The following is an 18842-nucleotide window of genomic DNA, read 5'->3' as shown; positions in this document are numbered from 1 at the left end:
TCAATAAAAATAAAACCAATCAAAATCCAAAGGCATTTCTGAAAACCCTTTAAACAAAAGCGTTACAGCCTGTTTGCCTTCTACAGACTCATTCAGTGTCGCACTAACAATTTGGTATGAATCTTCTTTATTGTATGCTTTTATTTCACAATCGGCTACCATTCTTTTTTTCCGCCCATCGTTCACCCATACTTGCACGCTTCCGTTGCCATGCCCTCCCAATGTTTTGCAAACGAAATTTTTCGTAGCCTTGCCAAATTGAATATACTTGTATACCGCTGTGTCTCCGTTTTTCAAGTTTGCCAGTTTCCCAAACCAGAGATTATCAGATTGAAAATCTTGTGATCGGACGTTGCCACTCATTTGGCAGGCCCATTCAGCTTGAATTTGCATATTGGCAGGCAAGGGCCCTGACGCTCCCTGTGAAGACATTTCCACTTCCCGGATACTACCATCCTTTTCAATTTTTATAGGCTCTATACATGCTTTCCTAAATTGCTTTAAGCCTGCTGATGGACGATGATAAAAAACATACCATTGACCGTTAAACTTTTGTATAGATCCGTGGTTGTTTTCAATCACCGGATTTGAACCATAATTATCGATGATTACACCCCGAAATTGAAACGGCCCCATGGGTGAAGTACTGGTTGCATAGGCCAAGGATGTGCACTGGTAACGCGTATTATGTCGGCCACCGTAAGCGTAAATGAGGTAATACAACTTGCCTATTTTTCGGATGGATGCCCCCTCATTGAAATAATTATCTTCATAATTTCCGGCCAGGCAATTAGTGATTGTTGTTGTATCAATCTCCCGCATATTGGGTTTTAGCTTTGCCACTTTGGGCGCTGTTTGCCCCCAATAGAAATAAGCCTGACCATCATCATCAAGCAGTACAGCCGGATCAATTTGATAGACGCCTTTTAAATGAGTGCCGTTTTCAAATGGACCAAGCGGCGACGAAGCGGCAGCTACTCCCTCGGTGAAGGTTCCACTGGGCATACAATAATACAGATATGATGAATCGCCTTTAGTAACACAATCGGGCGCAAATAAAAGTTCATTAGTATAGGGAACCTCATCATTTTTCCCTTTAGAACTAAATGCATTCGTTTCGATGTTCCAGGTTTTCAAATCGAGGCTAGACAATATGAAATGACGGTGCGAGCACCAGTATCCATTTGATTCATCCAAGGAACCATATACATACAAATGGCCATCTTTTCCTACATGTGCTTCCGGGTCGGCAATATAAACACCTGGTGGCACAATCGGATTTTGCGAAAAAACGACTGACGAAGTGAGGCAAGCAGTAATAAATAGTAATGAATGGCAAAGTTTCACTATTAAACGATATTCTTTTTTCATGAATTATTTATTGCTCTTATTCCAGGATAAAACTTACAGGCCCGAACTCCTTAATCTCACAAATAATTTTTTCGTTTTTGACAGGTATTGCCTTTCCACTTACCTCTCCCCTAAGGTTTACTGGTATAGCTTTAGTGAAATGCAGATGCCCAGGCAACGAAACCGTAACCTCCCCAGATTTCCCGGCCTGCTCCCATAAGCGCAACAAGGTTCCATAATTACCATCAGGATCATTACCATAAGCAGTAATCAAGACTCCTTTACGCGATACAGAAATACCTGTTTGCTCGGCAGGAAGCTTTTTCCCATTTCCAGCAACAGCCATGGCCATAAGAGGCAGTCTGGCTTCCCATGATTGTACAGCCAGGTTTTCTGAAGGCTTTTCTCCTTGTTTGACACTCCATATGCGAACACGTTCGCTCCATGATCCTTCAGTCCAGTAAGGGAAATTGGTATTCCACATATTGTTGTACAAGTTCACAAATACAGAAGGCTGTTTAGGGAAATAATCATAATCGTATTTCCAGAGTCCCGGCTGGCCAAAACTGAGCAAAGGTGCATCAATGGCACAAATACCAACACCTGATTGATCGGATCCAATTAGAGATGCTCCTGTTTGTACACCATATAGATATCTGTTGCCTCCAACAATCTGATCCTTCGCTAAATCCATAGCACCACCCAAACGGCCCACTAAATACTTAGGCTGATCAACATTTAAAGGAAAACATAACCAGCCTCCCTCCGGAACCGTATTGGGTATTTTATTATTTATTTTCCATTCCACATCCACATAAGAAAATGCTTTCGGGAAGGTGAATTCGATGGAAACTGATTGAGCTACAGGATTAGCGTTCACCGTAACCAATGTAACCTTATCGGCAACGGGTGAGTGTTCTGTTTTCATTTTCCAATCTGTAAGCCTTGTGGCCAAATAGGAAATATCTTTAGGCAAATTCGGTTTAAGACCGGCTAATGGATTGTTCATCACATAATTTCTGTTGTGATAATCCTCAGTTTGTGCATAGCTGAAGCGTTCATGCAGAAATTGACCCAACACGTAATTGGAATGTTGATCCACCAATTCTTTGCCGGTTGCTTTTTCAATTAATGAAATGATTCCGCCTTTCTTCTTATCAAACTTTGCTATATAGAATTTTGTATTGAGGATCGCCGTATTATCACTTGTTGAAGTAAAGGTTGTTGCAGTGTTCTTGATTACTTTGTATCCATTTGCCGGAATATTTTCGGCTACTATTTTTTCACCATTAAAATCCACTACTCCGCTTCGCATCCATGGCAAAGGATTATACACCAGTAAATCGCCAGCACTAGCTTTTACGTTTTTGGCCAGAAGGCTCATGCGTGCATTGAAGTTTGTTCCAATAATGCTGTCTGTAATGTTGATGTACCGGGCCTTATCTTTAAAACTGGATTCAAATTTTTCGTAAAAGCCCTCTTTCCTTGCTTTGATGAAATCATCATTGTATTTATATCGATCTGCTACTGGCACTTCCGTCTTTCCATCTTTTGAAAAAAATCCGGTTCCTGGTGCCCAGGCACCAAATGTATGTTCACTAAAGAGCATGCTGTTTTCATAAGCCTTTGCCAATGACGGCGCTGCAGAAGAAGTTGCAATCCCCCATGCTTTCAGTTGCGTATTCAATACATCTAATGCCGGTTCAAGTGGACGAATGTTTCTGGCTGTTTTTGATTCCTGAGGCATGGCCATTACACCGTGTATCCATGGGTCAACCATATCGCCACGAATAGTTGGCACTTGCGGATTTTCAATCAATAAAGCTTTTGCGTATTCTTCCAAATCGGCCAAATGCAAGCGAACGCCTTTCATGTCTGCTACTTGTTTTTGAACTGCTTCAATCTCGTTAGATGGAGGCGGGCCTTCATTGTCATGTGTCATAATTACGGCCAAATAATTTTTTGAAGGCCAGTTCTCAGGAGGTTTTACACCCGAACCATAATGCGGAGTGTAATTGCAAAGCACCTTTGAACCATCGGGTCCTTCCCACCAAAAAAGTTGAGGAAGCGACATTGGCTGCACAGTATAATTACAACCAATTTGTATAAATTTTATACCCGCATGATGTAACAAAGTGGGAAGCAACCAGCTATGGGCAGGTACATCTGTCATCTTCGCAGCAATGGGCAACTTATGACCATATTCACGGGCAATTTGAGAGGAAAATTCCAAGCCGCGTACATAGTCTTCCAATTCCATTACATCTGATTCTATAGTGGCCGGCAAAGCATGCACACTTATTGCACCTTCCCTTAGTGCCTGCTCCACTTTCAGTTTTCGCTCAGGTGTTTGTAAAGGACCAAGGATATCCACTTTCATCGGCCATCCGGCAATGGTCCATTTAAACCTTTCATCAACCGGTTTTTTCTTATCAGCTTCTATCAAGCGGATGGCGTTATCCATCATATCTTCACGATACTTCTTAAATACTGCACTTGCCGACATAGTATAACCAAGGTCGCAATGGGTTTTAAACACCACCCAGATATCTGTAACCGCAGGTGCCTTTTTTCCGGGCAGTAAATTAGAGGGCGGCGCTGGTACTGGGATTGGTGATTTAATATAGGTTTGAGCGGAAGCTTGAAGAGCGGCCATCAACAGCATGGCCGGAAAGATGCATTGGGCAAACTTCCTTGAATTGCCTTTATATCTGCCTGATAATAATGAAAGTAAAGTTTTCATTTTTGTGCATTGGATTAAATTGATTTGTCAAAAGCTGAGCATTTCGCAATTTGACAATGATCATAAGTTTTACCACACCTTTATTTTTTGTTTGCCAGTATTCTTTATTTCAAAAGCGCCGGGCGAAGGGTTTTCAGTATTACGTTTGTTGCCAAAATAATCCGTATCAATTTTTAGAGCTGAACCATCGGTATTTTCAAATGGCAAATTAGGGATGATGGCAGGTTGCAACGTTTCAGTTGTCACTAGTTTTCTTTTTTGTTCTGCTAGCCAGTTTTTATCGAGGTTGATTTCAAGGTAAACTCCATCTTTTTCTTTGATGAGTTTTGCGTCTGCGTCAAAATCCTGTTTATCCAACTCGCCGTTAACCTTTTTGTCCTTGCACAGCACTTTCAAAGAATCATTAAGACCCGTTCCCCATTTATAAAAGTCAACTGGAGGGCCCTGGTTTGTACCCTTTGTGTACACATTCCCCTGCATGGTCACCGGAAGCAGAGCATTATCATAGCGCTTTGCATTAGCCTTCATTACAAACAAGTTGTTCATGAATTGCATATCGCCGCCCGGGTTATCATGCAGCGCATTCATAAAAGTGGAATGAGGCTTTAGGTAAGGCGTTAAACGGGCATCATAACCATAGACGCTAAAAGCTCCTCCAAATATATTATGTGCGAAAGCGGCCCCATTGGTATTCATCAGCAAGCTCAGCTTAGAAAGCAGCAAGTTATTAGTTACTAACGTAGGACCATGGTTCACTTCGATAAACATATCCAGATCGTTTTCATACAACAGGTTGTTTTTTACTTGTGTTCCCTGTGCCATCCAATCGAGCCATATCCCTTTCTCAGACCGATAAATCTGGTTATTCATGATCTGCACATCCACAGCGCCATGAAACTTGATACCGGCCATTTCGGCACCGGTAAATTGGCGACGTATATGAATATCATGAATAGTATTACCCTGCACAATGCTGAAAGCACAACCCATACTGCCTACGATACCAGTTTGCTCACAGTAGGCTATCGTATTGTTACGAACAATGTGCCCCCCAATAGTTCCTTTGTTCCAACCGAAAGCCAATGCTCTTTTGATCGTACCCACATATCCTTCGGCCGATTCAGTTTGATTGTTATCGTGTTCGTCGCCATATTTACCCAGTGCAACCCCTGAACATTTGGAATACTGAATAGTATTGTTTTCAATCACCCAACCACGACTCCAATTCGTCCCAATAAGTCCCTGTTGCTCCGCTGTAGGCGGCGCCCAATTCGTGGCAGCTTGTTCCAAGGTAAAACCTCGCACGGTTATAAAATTCATGAAGGGTTTATTAGGATAAAAAACCGTTTCACGTGCATTGACTTCCACCAATTCCTTATTGGGATCCACGTTTTTAAACTGCGCCCAAATAGTAGTAGTATCAGCATCAGCAGATGCATACCAAAGCGGATTTTTCCCATCAAATGCGCCTAATACTTCTTCCTTTTTCGCGGCTTCCATTAACCAATCACCATTCAGATACACAGCGCCTCTCAGGTATTTTCTTTCTTTAGGTGTGGGCCAAAACCAATCGCCGTGGATGTATTCTTTAAACGGATTGAATTTTCCGAAAAACTGATTCGGTATTTTCACCATCCAGGTATCGGCTCCTGTTTGCTTCCAACCTTTGATGATTTCTGACCCTTTTATCGTCACGTTCTCACCTTTTGCCGCCTGATAAACGATTCGCTCCTTATCGGAATTACCACCACGGGGTGGCGTAATCTGTTCACGGTAAATACCTTCATGAACGGTAATCACATCTCCCGGCAATGCTGCATTTGCGGCCGCCATAATGGTTTTAAACGGTTTGGCTAGAGAGCCATCATTCTTGTCGTTTCCATTTACTGACACATGGTATTCTTTTGCTAATGCAGAAAAGCTGCTAAAAGCAAGTAATAAGGTTAAAATTCTCTTCATACTTGGCGATAATACTAAAAGCTTTAAGTTGATTAATTAGTTATTTTTTTGTTCAATCATATAAACCCATTACTCGAAAAAAGCACTGCATTTTTTACTAACCACTAGGTTTTACCACACCTTTATTTTTTCTTCCCGTTGTTCATTATTTCAAAAACACCGGGCGAAGGATTGGCCGTTTGCGCTTGTTGCCCAAATAATCGGTATCGATTTTTAATGATGAACCATCTGTATTTTCAAATAATTATTTCGCCTTAGGACTTCTTCGGCCAAACCTTAATCTCCTGGTTACTATCACCTGACAATTCGAACGGACCAGGAAAAGGGTTTTCAGGATTGCGTTTGTTACCGAAATAATCATAGTCAATTGCAATTGGAGAACCATCTGGATTAGTAAAACCTTGGTTTGGAATAGCTGCCTTTCCTAAACTTTCAGTTGTTACTAGCTTACGTTTTGTTTCCTTTTTCCAATCGGACGAAACTTTCAACGACAAATACCAACCTTCCGTTTTTTGAACAATCCGAACGTTTGTATCGAAATCAGGATAAATCAAGGCAGTAGGATCATTTGCCAAATCTTTTGCTCCTTTAGTAAAAACATTACCGGCATATTTTACTGGTAACTTAGGTTCATCCCATTTACCTAAGGCGGCTTTACCAGTCAGGATGTTGTTGTACCACTGCCAGTCACCACCTGAGTTAGCTGATTTTCCTACAGAAATAGTTGTATGAGGTTGGTATAAAAATGAGTATCGTCCTCCGGCACAACGATCCATTCCGCCTGAAATAGTACCATTGATAAAATTATGAACCATTGCGATGCCTTGAGCTCCTAAATTAACCGGATGTTGAGAAAGTAAAATATTGTTTGCAAAAAGTATTGGGCCGTGACACACTTCAATGAATACATCCTCTGCAGCATTATTGTCATGAAAAACATTTCCAATTATTTGTGCTCCTTGTGATCCCCAATCCAACCAAAGCCCTCGGATAGTATTGTAAATATGATTATTTCTCAAAACAGCATCAATAGCGAAATGAAGCTTGATTCCTGCCATTTCAGCGCCATCGAACGTCTCTCCGAGGCAAATATCATGTATATCATTACCCTCAATAAGACTGAATGCGCCTCCACTACAACCAACAATACCTGCCTGACCACAATCATAAATCTGATTATTGCGTATGATATGAAACCCTGCCTCCTCTTTTGTCCAGGAAGCGTTCTCGAAATAGTCGATGAGCTGTTGCTCAGTCTGACCTCCATTGGGTTCGGGATAGACTTTTGATGGAAGTTTTTGGTAGTGGTGAGAATGCCCGAAAGTGGGACGCCCAAGCGATATGCCCGAACAGCGTGAATTGCGTATAATGTTGTTTTCGATTACCCAGCCCTTTGCCCAACGCGGTCCGATTAGCCCCGGCTGTTCTGCTGATGGAGAAGCCCAATTGGTGGCGGCATTCTCAAGTGTAAAACCACGCACAGTGATATAATTGATTCCTGTTTTACTGGGGTAAAAAACTTGTGAACGAACTGAAATTTCCACCGCTGTCTTATTGGGATCAACTATCCCAGGAAACTGCGCCCATATTGTTGTCTTACCATCAGATTTCAGTGCAGGAGCTTTGATGATAAAGCATACATCTTGTTTCCCTGAGAGCTCTCGCAGCATTTTCAGGTTGAATACTGCAAACTTCTCCCAATCACCAGTGTTGGTTACCAATGCTGAACCTAATAATTCTCCATCTGGATTTTTCAGATGCATTTCAACAGTGCCTCCTTTAGCGAGCGTAGCCGCTTGAAAATCCAATACATCCGTTCCATTTCCAAAGTCCACGCCATCAAAATGAAGGATAGAACCATTCTTAAGATAACCAAAAGGCCAGCGGTCAAGAACAGATGCACATATTGCCTGGTCGCCATTTTCCACCGATGCTTGCATAGAAGTCATTTGCGCTCCTCCATGAGGTCTAATCCACTCAAAGTTCATCAGTATAGGACCTCCGTTACCATCGGCTTCCGCATACCATAATGGCTGCTTACCTGCCGGCTTTATAACCTCATCATGCGAAAATGTTTCCCGTATGCGATTTTCATTCAAATAAATGCTACCTGTATGATTAGGCTTGCCCTTTCCTTGATACCAACTGCCGTAAATCTCTTCATCAAAAGGATTTGTCTGCCCAAAAAATAAATTTGGCAAGGTTAATTTCCATGTATCGTTCTGTACTTTTTCCCATCCTTTAGCGGGTTCTGAACCGGTGATGATAACCTTTTCGCCAGAAGCCGCCTGATAAGTAATACGTTCCTTATCAGAAGAACCTCCACGGGGAGGATCAATGCGTTCACGGTAAATACCCGCATGTACGGTAATTACATCGCCGGGCATTGCTTTATTGGCTGCAGCCCTGATGGTTTTAAACGGCTTTGCTAAGGATCCAACATTTTTGTCATTCCCATTCACCGCCACATGGTATTCTTTATAGGTCGTTTGTTTGCGGCCAGTTTTATCTTTTGCTAAAACGGAGATGGTACTCAAGACCAGCAGAGTAAACAATAATCTTCTCATAGTTAAAACACAACTGCACATGCAACGAATTCATTATCATATCTTTTAGAAATCGAATTTTCATGGATTCTTACTTCCATGCGTCGAGTCGTCGGGTACAGGAAACATCCATAACAGGAAAAGAAGGCATTGCTTTGCCTTCATCCTTTATTTTATATTTTTTCAGTTTGGTTAGCTAGAACGCCCATTTGCGATGAATTGTAGCCCTTAGCGTATCGCTCTCTCAACAGCTCCATCATGTAAACATTCACCTCCCATTGGTCACAAAGGGGAGTTTGGGTTCCGGGTAGATAAACCATATATGGAGATGGACCAAACTCTGGAGTAATTGTTAATACGGACTGTTCCTTTTTTTTGCGTTCTACTACCTTGTCCCACCAGTTTAAATGCATGTTTAACGCATGTTGCCATTCGGGCATCCGTGGATCCGGAATCTGTGGGCCACAAGGATAACCTACTCTTGCATGTATATGCTCGGCACGCTCAATAGCCAGCTCCAAAGCCTCTACCTGATCTTCTAAAAATGATTCGGCCACGCACACCCAATGTGAGGCATCGAGTGTAAGCTTCAGATCAGGAATTTCATGTAAGTAATTTTTGGCTATATGGGCGGCAAATGAAAATTTATTACGGTGTGTTTCATGAACGATTTGAACACCGGTTTGCTTGCTTACCTGCAAAGCAGCTTCTATCAATGCAGTATTTTGTTCAACGCTAAAAAAGTCTCTTCCGGTCTGTGAATTAATCTTAACACATGGAAGCGTCTTTACTTTTTCGAGCCAGGTACAATACAGATCAAAATGTTTTGAAAAGTCAGCATCACAGGTGTCGTAGTGTTGTATAATGACCTTTAGTTTATATTTTTCAGCGGTGTTCCATATTTGCATAAATCCTGCAGCTGTATCATTTTGAGCAAAACCAACTTCAATACCATCATAACCGGCATTGCTGGCTTTTTGACAAAAATCTTCCCAACTTAAATTTTCGCTTCCCCAGCGTGGGCAATAAAATTGAATTTCCATAGTGTTTATAAATTAGATTTAAATTTTTATTACATCAGAACGCTAGCAAACCTGGCTACTCTTTATTGCACAATCAAACGTTGCGCATAACCTCCAGGGCGATCCAGTTTTTTCCCTTTGTCAGATACTGGAAACACCTCAATATCTTGAGCACTATCGTGCATCAATCTGTTCTTTGAGTATTTTCTCCATAGTAATTTATTCTCAGATGGTTTGTCCGCCAGATGCCAATTTAGGCGCATCACCCTGGTTTAATGAGTAATATTTCGCCCTTTAATGTTGACAGCTTAATTCTTTCCCCACTCTGCTTGTATGCCTTTCTGTTATTACTTTTAATAATTAAGGCTTTACCTTCCCATGGATTTTGAAAAACACAATCCAATCCTTTTTCACTTACTACCCTCAAGTATTTAACCTCTTTATTTTTTAATTCGGATGAAACCAAAAAAGCGCCGTCGCACCTGATATTGGAAAAGCCAGCATTCAATTCTTTTGGCCAAACGGCAAATACACGCAATACATTTTGGTTTGACATACATACCATTTCATTGATGGTATTGGGCACGGTACTGCAATTCTCAATACCATGTGGATTACCTAGTTGAAACCCGTTGGGATAAGTGTGCAAGCTATAACTGCGCAGTTTGGCAAAAATGGTATCGGCATTATATCCTACCCTAACCGCTGCCGGGAAAAAGCTATTGGACCCATTTATATCCATCCACCTGTTCATTACCTTAATAGTATTCCTGGCCACTTGCAGCAGAATGCTGTCGCTTTCCAGTCCAATTTGTCCGGCAGGATAAATATGCTGAATACCCAAGGTATTGTCGCGCCACCAGTCCGTTCCTTTTTCAGTATATCTAAAAATAGTCTCTCCGTTTCTAACCTGTAGTGTATATCCGGAAAGATGATCCATCTTCTCTTTCCAGTTATCCCTTAACTGTTTATCTACATTCAACAGTATACTCATATCACTGGCTGTTTTTAATACCTGGCGAACCAAGCCTAGTGAAAGAATAGGGTTCATCGATCCAAACGTACCTTCATGGATGGCATCGTTTTCAATGATATAACGGTCACCTTCTTTTTTCAGGTAGTGCTGCCAGAAGATGGCAACAGACCGCATGAACGGATATATCTGTTTCGTAAACAGAGTATCATAGGTTTTGTAAAAGTGCATGGACATGTTGACTGCACAATAAGCCGCATTGCTTTTTTGTCCAAAAAACAAACCCTCGTCCTCAGTCTTATAATTCATGAGTTTATTCTTGCGGGTGGTTTCTATACCCAATGGGCCGATACCAACGGGATATAATACCCCATCCGGATTTTGCGCAATCTTTGTCGAATAATATTTTCCTCTTTGAACAAAGTCGATCAAAGGCTGGTAGTAAGGCATTGCCTGTTGTAAATGATTCGACGAATACAAACCGTAAAATGGCGCCGTATAATTGTAATTGAGGTGATAGTCGCCATTCCAGTTAGGAATTTCATGGGTTATCCAACTACCAAAAATGCCTGGTGGGAATTTAGGATCACGGCTACAAGAGGCCATATTGTACTGAGACCTATAGTACTGGTGTTCAATGATGGAATCTTGAATACTCACAAAACTTTCATTCCAGAATTGGTGCCACCATACTTGATGCTCTTTGAGGGCTCTTTTAACCATTTGCAACGATGTTTGCTGAACCTGTTGTCGAACCAATTGAAGACAATCGGAATCCTTAAAATTGCTTGACAGTACACAAACCATCTTAATTTCCTCTCCTGGTCTGAGCCAAAACTCATTTGAATCCTTTCCAATTATTTTTAAAGCGGCAGCCGCCTGGCTTTGAATACTTACGTCATTAAAAAAGCCACGTCGTATCCATTGCACGCCCTGTTCGTCGTTCCCTGAAGAGGTACTGTCGGGGAATTTGTTTTCCCGGAGTTGATTTAACAACAATGTGGCCTTACCTCCTATCGAAATTTTGCCATTGTTCTTTATCCCAATAATCAACCAATCTTTGGTGGCAGCAACTTCTGATTGAATAATGGCGGAAACATTGCCTTGGGCAAAATCCGCAATCGTGACGGCATTGTACAAATCCTGCTTTATTTTGTAAGGCGCAGACTTCAATAAAGGGATATCAATCTGCAATTTTCCCAACACTGCAGGAAAGGATTCGTCATATCCTGATTTGAATCTCCAGAAATCATTACGGGCCAGATAATACACCTGCTGCTCAGGTTGTCCGGCCAATGCCACGGCAACAGAGCCATTGCCTAACAATGGACCGTCCACAGCCACCCTTCCGGGTGTTTTGGATGGAGGCGATGAAAAAAGGTTTTTGTACTTGCCAATAATTTGGGCAGGAGAATACATTTGTGCATTGGCGTCGTAGACAAGTATGGCAATGCCTGTAAATATACTCACCAATATTTTTAACAAATTAGTCCTTACTTTTTCAAGCATAGCCTTTTACAAATCCGTTTTTATCTTTAATACTTCCGGTCGTAGATAAGGCTGGTTGGCATCAATAGTTCCTTTCCACGCATAAGGATCTTCTCCGGCTACCATCACCACATCTCTAAGGTCTTCAGTTGGTTGCAGTTTTCCATCCTGATCCCATGGTAACATGGACTCCGCACTCATGTAATGATTCACCAATGCAGTACGGAAACAGTCGGTCGTTTTATTGCGACGAGAACTGTGCAAGGTATAGCCATTAAAGAATACAACGGATCCTTTTTCAACTTCAACCGGTACAAGGTTATCGGCATAGTGCGATACATCGATGGTATCCACATCGGCATATTCATTACAATCGTTTTTTACTCTAGGCATCATATATCCAGGCCTGCCCGGCACGATCCAGAGACATCCATTATCAATGGTTGCATCATCAATGGCTATCCATACACCGGTGAGCGAACGGTCTCTGGTAGGAATATAGTACTCATCCTGATGCCATGCCTGACCTGCTTTTCCAGGCCCCTTTACAAACAACATCGACTGCATGCACTTTACGTTAGGACTAATAATATTTATCAATACATCTACTATTTTCTGATGCGATAAATAAGTATGAATCAATGGTGAAATTTTATGGGGAAAATGAATCGCCACATATTTTTTCAGCACATCTGCGTCCGTTTCATTTTTTTCAACGGGTAGCATTCCTTCCACATAACCTCTTTCACCGCGAAAGATGGCAGCCGTTTCTTGTTTCAGTTCCCTGATTTCCGTGTTGGACAAAAGCCTTGGTGCAATCAGGTAGCCGTATTCAGCATAGAACGCTATATTTTCTTGACTTATACTTCCGTTTCGTAGGTAAGCCTGTTCTTTGTTCATGGCACTATTATTTAGGAGATGAATACTGTTTCAATTTCTTCCAGTGACCTGCCTTTTGTTTCTTTCACTTTAAGGAACATATAAATAAAAGCGATCGCACAAAAAACAGCATAACTAAACATGGTATAAGCCACACCTAAATGCTTTGTCATTACCGGAAAGCTAAGGGTTACGGCAAAATCGGCCAGCCACAAGGATAATGTTGCCACTGATAATGCCAGGCTACGAATGAGGTTGGGAAAAATTTCGGAGAGATAGACCCAAACCACGGCCCCCATGGTAGCGCCAAATGAAGCAACATAGAGCAGCATGAAAATGAGTACGATAAAATGATCGAAATAACTATAGTGAAAACACAAGCCGACCGCAATCAATGAACATCCCATCAATAGGCTGCCTATTAATAAAAGCTTTTTACGGCCTACCTTGTCTACCAAACCAATCGCAACAAACGTGGATATGATGTTAACGACACCGATCGCAATGGTTTGCAACAACGATGAAGAGCTATCAAGCCCAGTTTCTTTAAAAATAACCGGCGCATAGTAGATGATCGAGTTGATGCCTGTTACCTGTTGAAAAACGGCTACAATAATCCCGATAAATACAACCGGACGGTACGTTTTGCTGAATAACAATTTCCATGAAATGCTGTGTTTTGTATGAAAACTGTTTTCAATTTCTGCTAACTCCTTTTCAATCGACTCACTTTCTGAAATTTTTTCAAGGATGGCTGCAGCCGCTGTCCTTCTACCTTTCATGACGAGCCACCGGGGTGATTCGGGCACCAATAGCAACAGTAGAAAAAACAAAAGAGAAGGCGCTGTTTGGGAGGCAAACATCCATCTCCAGTTATTGGCACCTAATCCATCGAAAATATAATTGGAAAAATAGGCCACAAGGATTCCGATCACAATAGCCATTTGATAACAAGCTACGAGTCGTCCTCTCCATTTTGCCGGCGACATTTCAGCAATGTACATGGGCGATACCATGGCAGCAGCGCCGACCCCCAAACCTCCGATTAAGCGAAAGAAGATAAATACATTCAACTGCTGTGACAGGCCTGCACCCATGCCCGAAACAGCAAACAGTAAAGCACAAAAGATCAGAGTGAGCCGTCTTCCATATCGGTCGGCCAGCGTTCCGGCAAACATGGCTCCGATGGCGCATCCAATCAAGATGGAGCTTACTGACCATCCAAGCCAATATTCATTAAGTGAGAAATAAGTGCTGATGTAGGGGATAGTGCCCGAAATAATTGCTGTATCAAAACCGAACAGCAACCCTCCAAGGGCCGCCACAAAACTTACTAAAACGATAAATTTTTTACTTAGGTTATTGCGTGAATCTGCCTGAACAATCAGTTCCGTCAATTCAGCACCCGACTCCATGGTTAAATTTTTCATAAATAATGGTTTAGGTATTTACTTCATTAAAAGCTCTCCTCTTTGACTACTTTTCGTTGTTTTCCTTTAAAAACATTGAGTCCATTGCTTATTGGGGCCCAACTTAAATAATAAGGCTAAGTCGCCTTTTGAAACGATATTATTGGTTGCTGAATTTATAAAAAGGCTGCGCTTCTACCCAGGTTTGACCAGGTGAAGTGCCTTCTACTCCTGTCTGATAAGCATTCATCAACTTATTCCATTCGGCGCAGCGAGGACTATAAGATTCAGCGAGTTTTCCCATGGCTCCTAAATCAGCATTATCAGGCACTAGGATCGTCATAACAAGCAAATGATTATATCGGAACAAGGTGATCTTTTTGTAACCGGCCTTTTTAAATCCTGCTTCTACTTCGGGCCATACCTGCTGATGATGATCGAGGTATTCTTTTAGCTTCTGTTCATCCTTGAGAATATTGACAACAAAAACTTTTTCTACCAGTTTATCTGTATTAACTGAACCCTCCTTGTTTTGGCTACAGGAAATGAAGAAAATTGCAATAGCACAGATAACACTCGTTAACAATGATTTTTTCATATACAAGTTGTATTTATTTAACTGAATACCCAATATAATGCGGTCATCACCACGGCCAGCATACTCCATCCCAACCACGCATTTTTGGAGATATGGCCCGATTTTCTGTTAGTTTCTATTAATGAGGGTAATGACTTATCATAAACTGGCTTAGTAAACAATGTTACTAAAACCATAACTGCTGCCAGCGCAAGAAAAAGATAAACAGACAACAAAAGGAAATGTGGCCAGGCCTGTTTTGAAGGAAAACTAAGCACATGGCATACGCCTACCACCAAACAAACGAAACCTCCTCCATATAAAACTATTTCAGCAGCCAAACTATTTACCCGTTTCCACATAATACCGGCTAAAAACACAACCGACAGTGGTGGCGCCAATATAGAAACCAAACCCTGGCTGAGTTCAAAAAAGCCTTTTCCCGATTTTGAAAACAGATAAGCAATCCCAACTGCCAGAGCAGCAGCAATCAAAGTAAGCCATTTACCCATTTTGTGTTTAGCAGCCTCATCCATGGGTTTAAACTGCGATACCACATCAAGAGTAAATACTGTGCTGAAGGAATTAAGACCTGAAGAAACTGTATCAATCAATGCGGCAATAAGAGCTGCAATGCAAAGCCCCAGAAAGCCGTGCGGCATCAATTGTGTAACAAGCGTAATGTAGGCGTTGTCGGGCTTGGCAATATCTTTAAACAAAACAAAGCACATAATGCCAGGAAAAATAAAAATGAAAGGCATTATGATTTTCAAAGCCGCAATAAAAATGGATCCGTACTGACCTTCCTTTATATCTTTTGCAGCCAAAACTTTTTGCACAATGGTTTGGTCGGCGCACCAATAATAAATAGCTACCACAGGATAACCTGCAATGATTGCAATCCATGAGTATTCCGGATCTGATGCAGGTCGAAACAACTTCCAGTAATGATCAGGCACCGAGCTTACTAATGTAGATACTCCACCAATGCGTTTTAACCCTAAATAGGTAAGTATAACAGAGGATAAAATGATAATCAGAGATTGAAAAACTCCGGTTCGAACAACGGCTTTTAAGCCTCCGATAGCTGTAAAACTGGAAGCAATAATGGCGATCAATATGATGGCGTGCATTAAGGGCCAGTTAAATATCTGAGAAATAATTAAGCCTCCTGCATACAATGCACTGCCTAGCCAAACTACCAAAATGGAGATCAAGCTGTATATGACCAGGAAATTATAAGAAGGCTTACCAAATCGCAACAACAAAAATTGTGGCATGGTACTAACCTTGGTTGACAGGTAGTGAGGCAAAAAAAACATGGCAAGTAGCAATAGGAAAACCCATGCAAGCCATTCAAAATTACTTCCCACTACCCCATTTGAAAAACCGATACTGGCAAAACCTATCAGCATCATTGGGCCGGCATTGGCACTAAATAAAGAAAAGCCAATTTGCCACCATTTCAGCGACCTTCCTCCAAGAAAAATATCTGCATTGTTTTTTTCTTTGTTACTCAAATAAAAACCAATTAAAAACAAGGCAACAATGTATATCAGTAATACAAGGTAATCAACATTAGCAAGCGTTACATTCATAATAATTAGTTTAGTTTTTTTACATACTCACGATAGGGAGATATTCCTTCACGTTATTTCTACTCCATGCTTGGCTACGCACCACTTTATTGGCAGCGCTCCAGTAATCCCAGTCGATCCGTATTGGCAGGCCTTCAATATCAGGAAGTACAAAGTAGCCATTTTTCAATTCAGGCCGCACCATAAAATATTTTTCCAGCCCAAACATAATGGAATGCAAATACTCTACCCGACAATGCTCTGGTGCAACTGCCATCAATGATGCAGTGTACAAAGAATATCCACCTGAAGAAAAGTCTACTTGAGAAGCAAGGGCTAGTTCTTTAACTTCCATCCATTCTTTTACCCCAGCTATCTGATTAGGTATGGGTTGCAAATGTTTGACCCCCATATTTACTAAAGTCGGAAACATCAGGGATGTACGTTCTGATTCGCCGTAGGAAATTTTCACAGTGGTACTATTGCACAACTTTTCAATTTGCTCATAATCGGCAGAATGAACCGGTTCTTCAAACCAGGCGATGTTTTCGGAGGCAGTAAGATCCAAGAAGTGTAAGGCTTGTTCACGAGTCCATATTTGATTGGCGTCCACCGCCAATCTAACCTTGTCGCCCAACAAGCTGCGTACAAATTTCACCCGCATTACATCTTCCTGCATTTTTTGTCCAAAGTCCTTTCCTACTTTCATCTTATAGCAATCGACCCCTGCTTTCATGAAGTAAGTTACTTCGGCCTCTAATTCTTTAAGCGAGTAATTGGTTCCTCCTCCGCTTCCATATACTTTTATTGCATCACGAGTCGCTTTAGTACTTAGATAGCGATGTAATGGCAGCTTTGCCCTTCTGGCAGCCAGATCGTGCAAGGCTAAATCTATCTGCCCTAACAATGCTGAAGCCGGGCCCCGAAATCCTTCATTCCGTATGGACCAATACAGGCGATAATACAACAAGGAATAAGAAACATTACGGCTGTGTAACAAAATAGGAAGCAAGCACGTTTCCAAAATATTGTTGTAAGAATTATACACAGGAGCCTCTCCAACGTTTCCGTCTTCGTCTTCGATCGTTATAACTGACAATCCAAAAGTTGGAAATGGCCCCATCGTGGAGTCTTGAAATGGGAAAACAGCTGGTACCGGATTTAAAACTCTGATCTGTACCCCGGTAATATTAAAAACTTCATTATCAATCCTATTCATTTAGCTATATATTGTAGTGTATTGAATAATTTCATTCACAAAAGATTCGCTAAGCGGCCCGCTCTTAAAATCTTGAATTGTAGATGCCAACTGAACTGAATTTGAAGCTCCGATAACAATCTTAAAATCGTAAGGCAACGATATTAATAAGCGATGAGCCAAAGTAGGCAATGCAATGGCTTGCTCCTCAGCAAGTGCCTTTAATCGCCTGGCCAACTCAATAGATTCCCCGTTCAACCATGCAGGCGGATTACTGGTAAAGGTGTCATAACAACTTCCCAACAATCCCATATAGAGAGGACTGGCTGCGTAATATTGGATATTATTAGAAAGGCAAAAAGGAAGATTTTCACGTAATGCAACTGTACTGCAAGCATTCAACTTATTAAATTCCATCAGCACATCAACTATTTCAGGCTTAATGTAAGGAGTAAGCCATGAGGGAGGATTACCACCTATCCCAATCATCTTTGCATACCCCTTTTCTTTAAATGATAACATGGTTTCCATAACGCGCGAAACAGTTTCTGGCTCTACCTGGGAAGGATCGTGCAAAAACAAAATATCCAATGAGGAAACACCCAACGTTTCAAGACTTTGTTCTACACTTCTTTGCATGCCATCAACACTGTAATCATAACGCCCCTGGTCAGCTGTAAATCCTTTTAAACGTCCTACTTTTGAACTAATCAATGGTCGGGATCCTCTCCACTGCCGGAGTGCCTGACCAATAAACTGCTCGGCATTGCCGTATGCAGGGGCTGTATCAATGGCTCCTATCCCACATTCCAGCGCTTCAAGAATAGTCTTAACAGATTCTTCCGGATCAACCTTCCCCCAAACTCCACCTATGCCAGCAGTACCCAAAACACATCTGTTTAAATTTGTCTTTTCGTTTTGCCGATTCATATTTATCAATATTGATTGCCTTAAAACTATTTCATTTTATCTATAAGAGCCTATTTCATATTGCTCAATTCCTATGTTATTTTAACAATGGTTTCAGATGTTCTGAAAAGGTAGAAAATGAAAGAAGCGCTGAGCCAAAAACTAAAAGTTTTACAAAGAATGAAGGAGAGATAAAACTAAAACAGGTAAAG

At 41.4% G+C, this 18842-nt stretch carries 13 protein-coding genes; all 13 read right to left on the bottom strand.

Annotated features, from left to right (window positions below; genetic code table 11):
- The 13 genes from FN756_RS11455 to FN756_RS11395 all read right to left on the bottom strand — a co-directional run bounded on the left by FN756_RS11455 (position 1) and on the right by FN756_RS11395 (position 18651).
- Positions 1–1371: a family 43 glycosylhydrolase gene (locus FN756_RS11455; RefSeq protein WP_142604253.1), complete on the bottom strand. Its 1371-nt coding sequence runs from the start codon at positions 1369–1371 to the stop codon at positions 1–3.
- Positions 1372–1387: 16 nt separating this feature from the next.
- Entirely contained in the window at positions 1388–4093 is a 2706-nt protein-coding gene (locus FN756_RS11450) for a glycoside hydrolase family 38 N-terminal domain-containing protein (protein ID WP_142604252.1), read from the bottom strand.
- A gap of 69 nt (positions 4094–4162) precedes the next feature.
- Positions 4163–6052 (bottom strand): DUF1565 domain-containing protein, encoded by a 1890-nt coding sequence (locus FN756_RS11445; protein ID WP_142604251.1) that lies wholly within the window; start codon positions 6050–6052, stop codon positions 4163–4165.
- 254 nt (positions 6053–6306) lie between these two features.
- Positions 6307–8619: a carbohydrate-binding protein gene (locus FN756_RS11440; protein WP_185955260.1), complete on the bottom strand. Its 2313-nt coding sequence runs from the start codon at positions 8617–8619 to the stop codon at positions 6307–6309.
- A 152-nt stretch (positions 8620–8771) separates the two neighbouring features.
- Positions 8772–9641, bottom strand: a complete 870-nt coding sequence (locus FN756_RS11435) for a sugar phosphate isomerase/epimerase family protein (protein ID WP_142604249.1) — start codon at positions 9639–9641, stop codon at positions 8772–8774.
- A 62-nt stretch (positions 9642–9703) separates the two neighbouring features.
- Complete coding sequence (locus FN756_RS11430; protein WP_142604248.1) at positions 9704–9883, bottom strand: hypothetical protein; 180 nt, start codon at positions 9881–9883, stop codon at positions 9704–9706.
- Complete coding sequence (locus FN756_RS11425; protein WP_142604247.1) at positions 9883–12102, bottom strand: glycosyl hydrolase family 95 catalytic domain-containing protein; 2220 nt, start codon at positions 12100–12102, stop codon at positions 9883–9885. The genes FN756_RS11430 and FN756_RS11425 overlap by 1 nt, the downstream gene beginning before the upstream one ends.
- A 6-nt stretch (positions 12103–12108) precedes the next feature.
- Positions 12109–12981, bottom strand: a complete 873-nt coding sequence (locus FN756_RS11420; RefSeq protein ID WP_142604246.1) for a phytanoyl-CoA dioxygenase family protein — start codon at positions 12979–12981, stop codon at positions 12109–12111.
- 11 nt (positions 12982–12992) lie between these two features.
- Complete coding sequence (locus FN756_RS11415; RefSeq protein WP_221929055.1) at positions 12993–14390, bottom strand: sugar porter family MFS transporter; 1398 nt, start codon at positions 14388–14390, stop codon at positions 12993–12995.
- A 139-nt stretch (positions 14391–14529) separates the two neighbouring features.
- Positions 14530–14967 carry an L-rhamnose mutarotase gene (locus tag FN756_RS11410; RefSeq protein WP_185955259.1) on the bottom strand — a complete coding sequence of 146 codons (438 nt, stop codon included), beginning with the start codon at positions 14965–14967 and terminating at the stop codon, positions 14530–14532.
- A 17-nt stretch (positions 14968–14984) separates the two neighbouring features.
- Entirely contained in the window at positions 14985–16544 is a 1560-nt protein-coding gene (locus tag FN756_RS11405; RefSeq protein WP_142604244.1) for an SLC5 family protein, read from the bottom strand.
- A 19-nt stretch (positions 16545–16563) separates the two neighbouring features.
- Entirely contained in the window at positions 16564–17742 is a 1179-nt protein-coding gene (locus FN756_RS11400) for an enolase C-terminal domain-like protein (protein ID WP_142604243.1), read from the bottom strand.
- Positions 17743–18651: an aldo/keto reductase gene (locus tag FN756_RS11395; RefSeq protein WP_142604242.1), complete on the bottom strand. Its 909-nt coding sequence runs from the start codon at positions 18649–18651 to the stop codon at positions 17743–17745.
- Positions 18652–18842 lie beyond the last annotated feature (191 nt).

Origin of the sequence: Solitalea koreensis, from assembly GCF_900182575.1 — a bacterium.
GTDB classification, from domain to species: Bacteria; Bacteroidota; Bacteroidia; order Sphingobacteriales; family Sphingobacteriaceae; genus Solitalea; species Solitalea koreensis.
The sequence above is the reverse complement of the archived record's forward strand: the minus strand, read 5'-3'. Positions and strand labels throughout refer to the sequence as shown.

Excerpts from the sequence above, each read along its gene's own strand:
- FN756_RS11455 (WP_142604253.1), bottom strand. The coding sequence starts at position 1,371 with ATGAAAAAAGAATATCGTTTAATAGTGAAACTTTGCCATTCATTACTA.
- FN756_RS11450 (WP_142604252.1), bottom strand. The coding sequence starts at position 4,093 with ATGAAAACTTTACTTTCATTATTATCAGGCAGATATAAAGGCAATTCA.
- FN756_RS11445 (WP_142604251.1), bottom strand. The coding sequence starts at position 6,052 with ATGAAGAGAATTTTAACCTTATTACTTGCTTTTAGCAGCTTTTCTGCA.
- FN756_RS11440 (WP_185955260.1), bottom strand. The coding sequence starts at position 8,619 with ATGAGAAGATTATTGTTTACTCTGCTGGTCTTGAGTACCATCTCCGTT.
- FN756_RS11435 (WP_142604249.1), bottom strand. The coding sequence starts at position 9,641 with ATGGAAATTCAATTTTATTGCCCACGCTGGGGAAGCGAAAATTTAAGT.
- FN756_RS11430 (WP_142604248.1), bottom strand. The coding sequence starts at position 9,883 with ATGCGCCTAAATTGGCATCTGGCGGACAAACCATCTGAGAATAAATTA.
- FN756_RS11425 (WP_142604247.1), bottom strand. The coding sequence starts at position 12,102 with ATGCTTGAAAAAGTAAGGACTAATTTGTTAAAAATATTGGTGAGTATA.
- FN756_RS11420 (WP_142604246.1), bottom strand. The coding sequence starts at position 12,981 with ATGAACAAAGAACAGGCTTACCTACGAAACGGAAGTATAAGTCAAGAA.
- FN756_RS11415 (WP_221929055.1), bottom strand. The coding sequence starts at position 14,390 with ATGAAAAATTTAACCATGGAGTCGGGTGCTGAATTGACGGAACTGATT.
- FN756_RS11410 (WP_185955259.1), bottom strand. The coding sequence starts at position 14,967 with ATGAAAAAATCATTGTTAACGAGTGTTATCTGTGCTATTGCAATTTTC.
- FN756_RS11405 (WP_142604244.1), bottom strand. The coding sequence starts at position 16,544 with ATGAATGTAACGCTTGCTAATGTTGATTACCTTGTATTACTGATATAC.
- FN756_RS11400 (WP_142604243.1), bottom strand. The coding sequence starts at position 17,742 with ATGAATAGGATTGATAATGAAGTTTTTAATATTACCGGGGTACAGATC.
- FN756_RS11395 (WP_142604242.1), bottom strand. The coding sequence starts at position 18,651 with ATGAATCGGCAAAACGAAAAGACAAATTTAAACAGATGTGTTTTGGGT.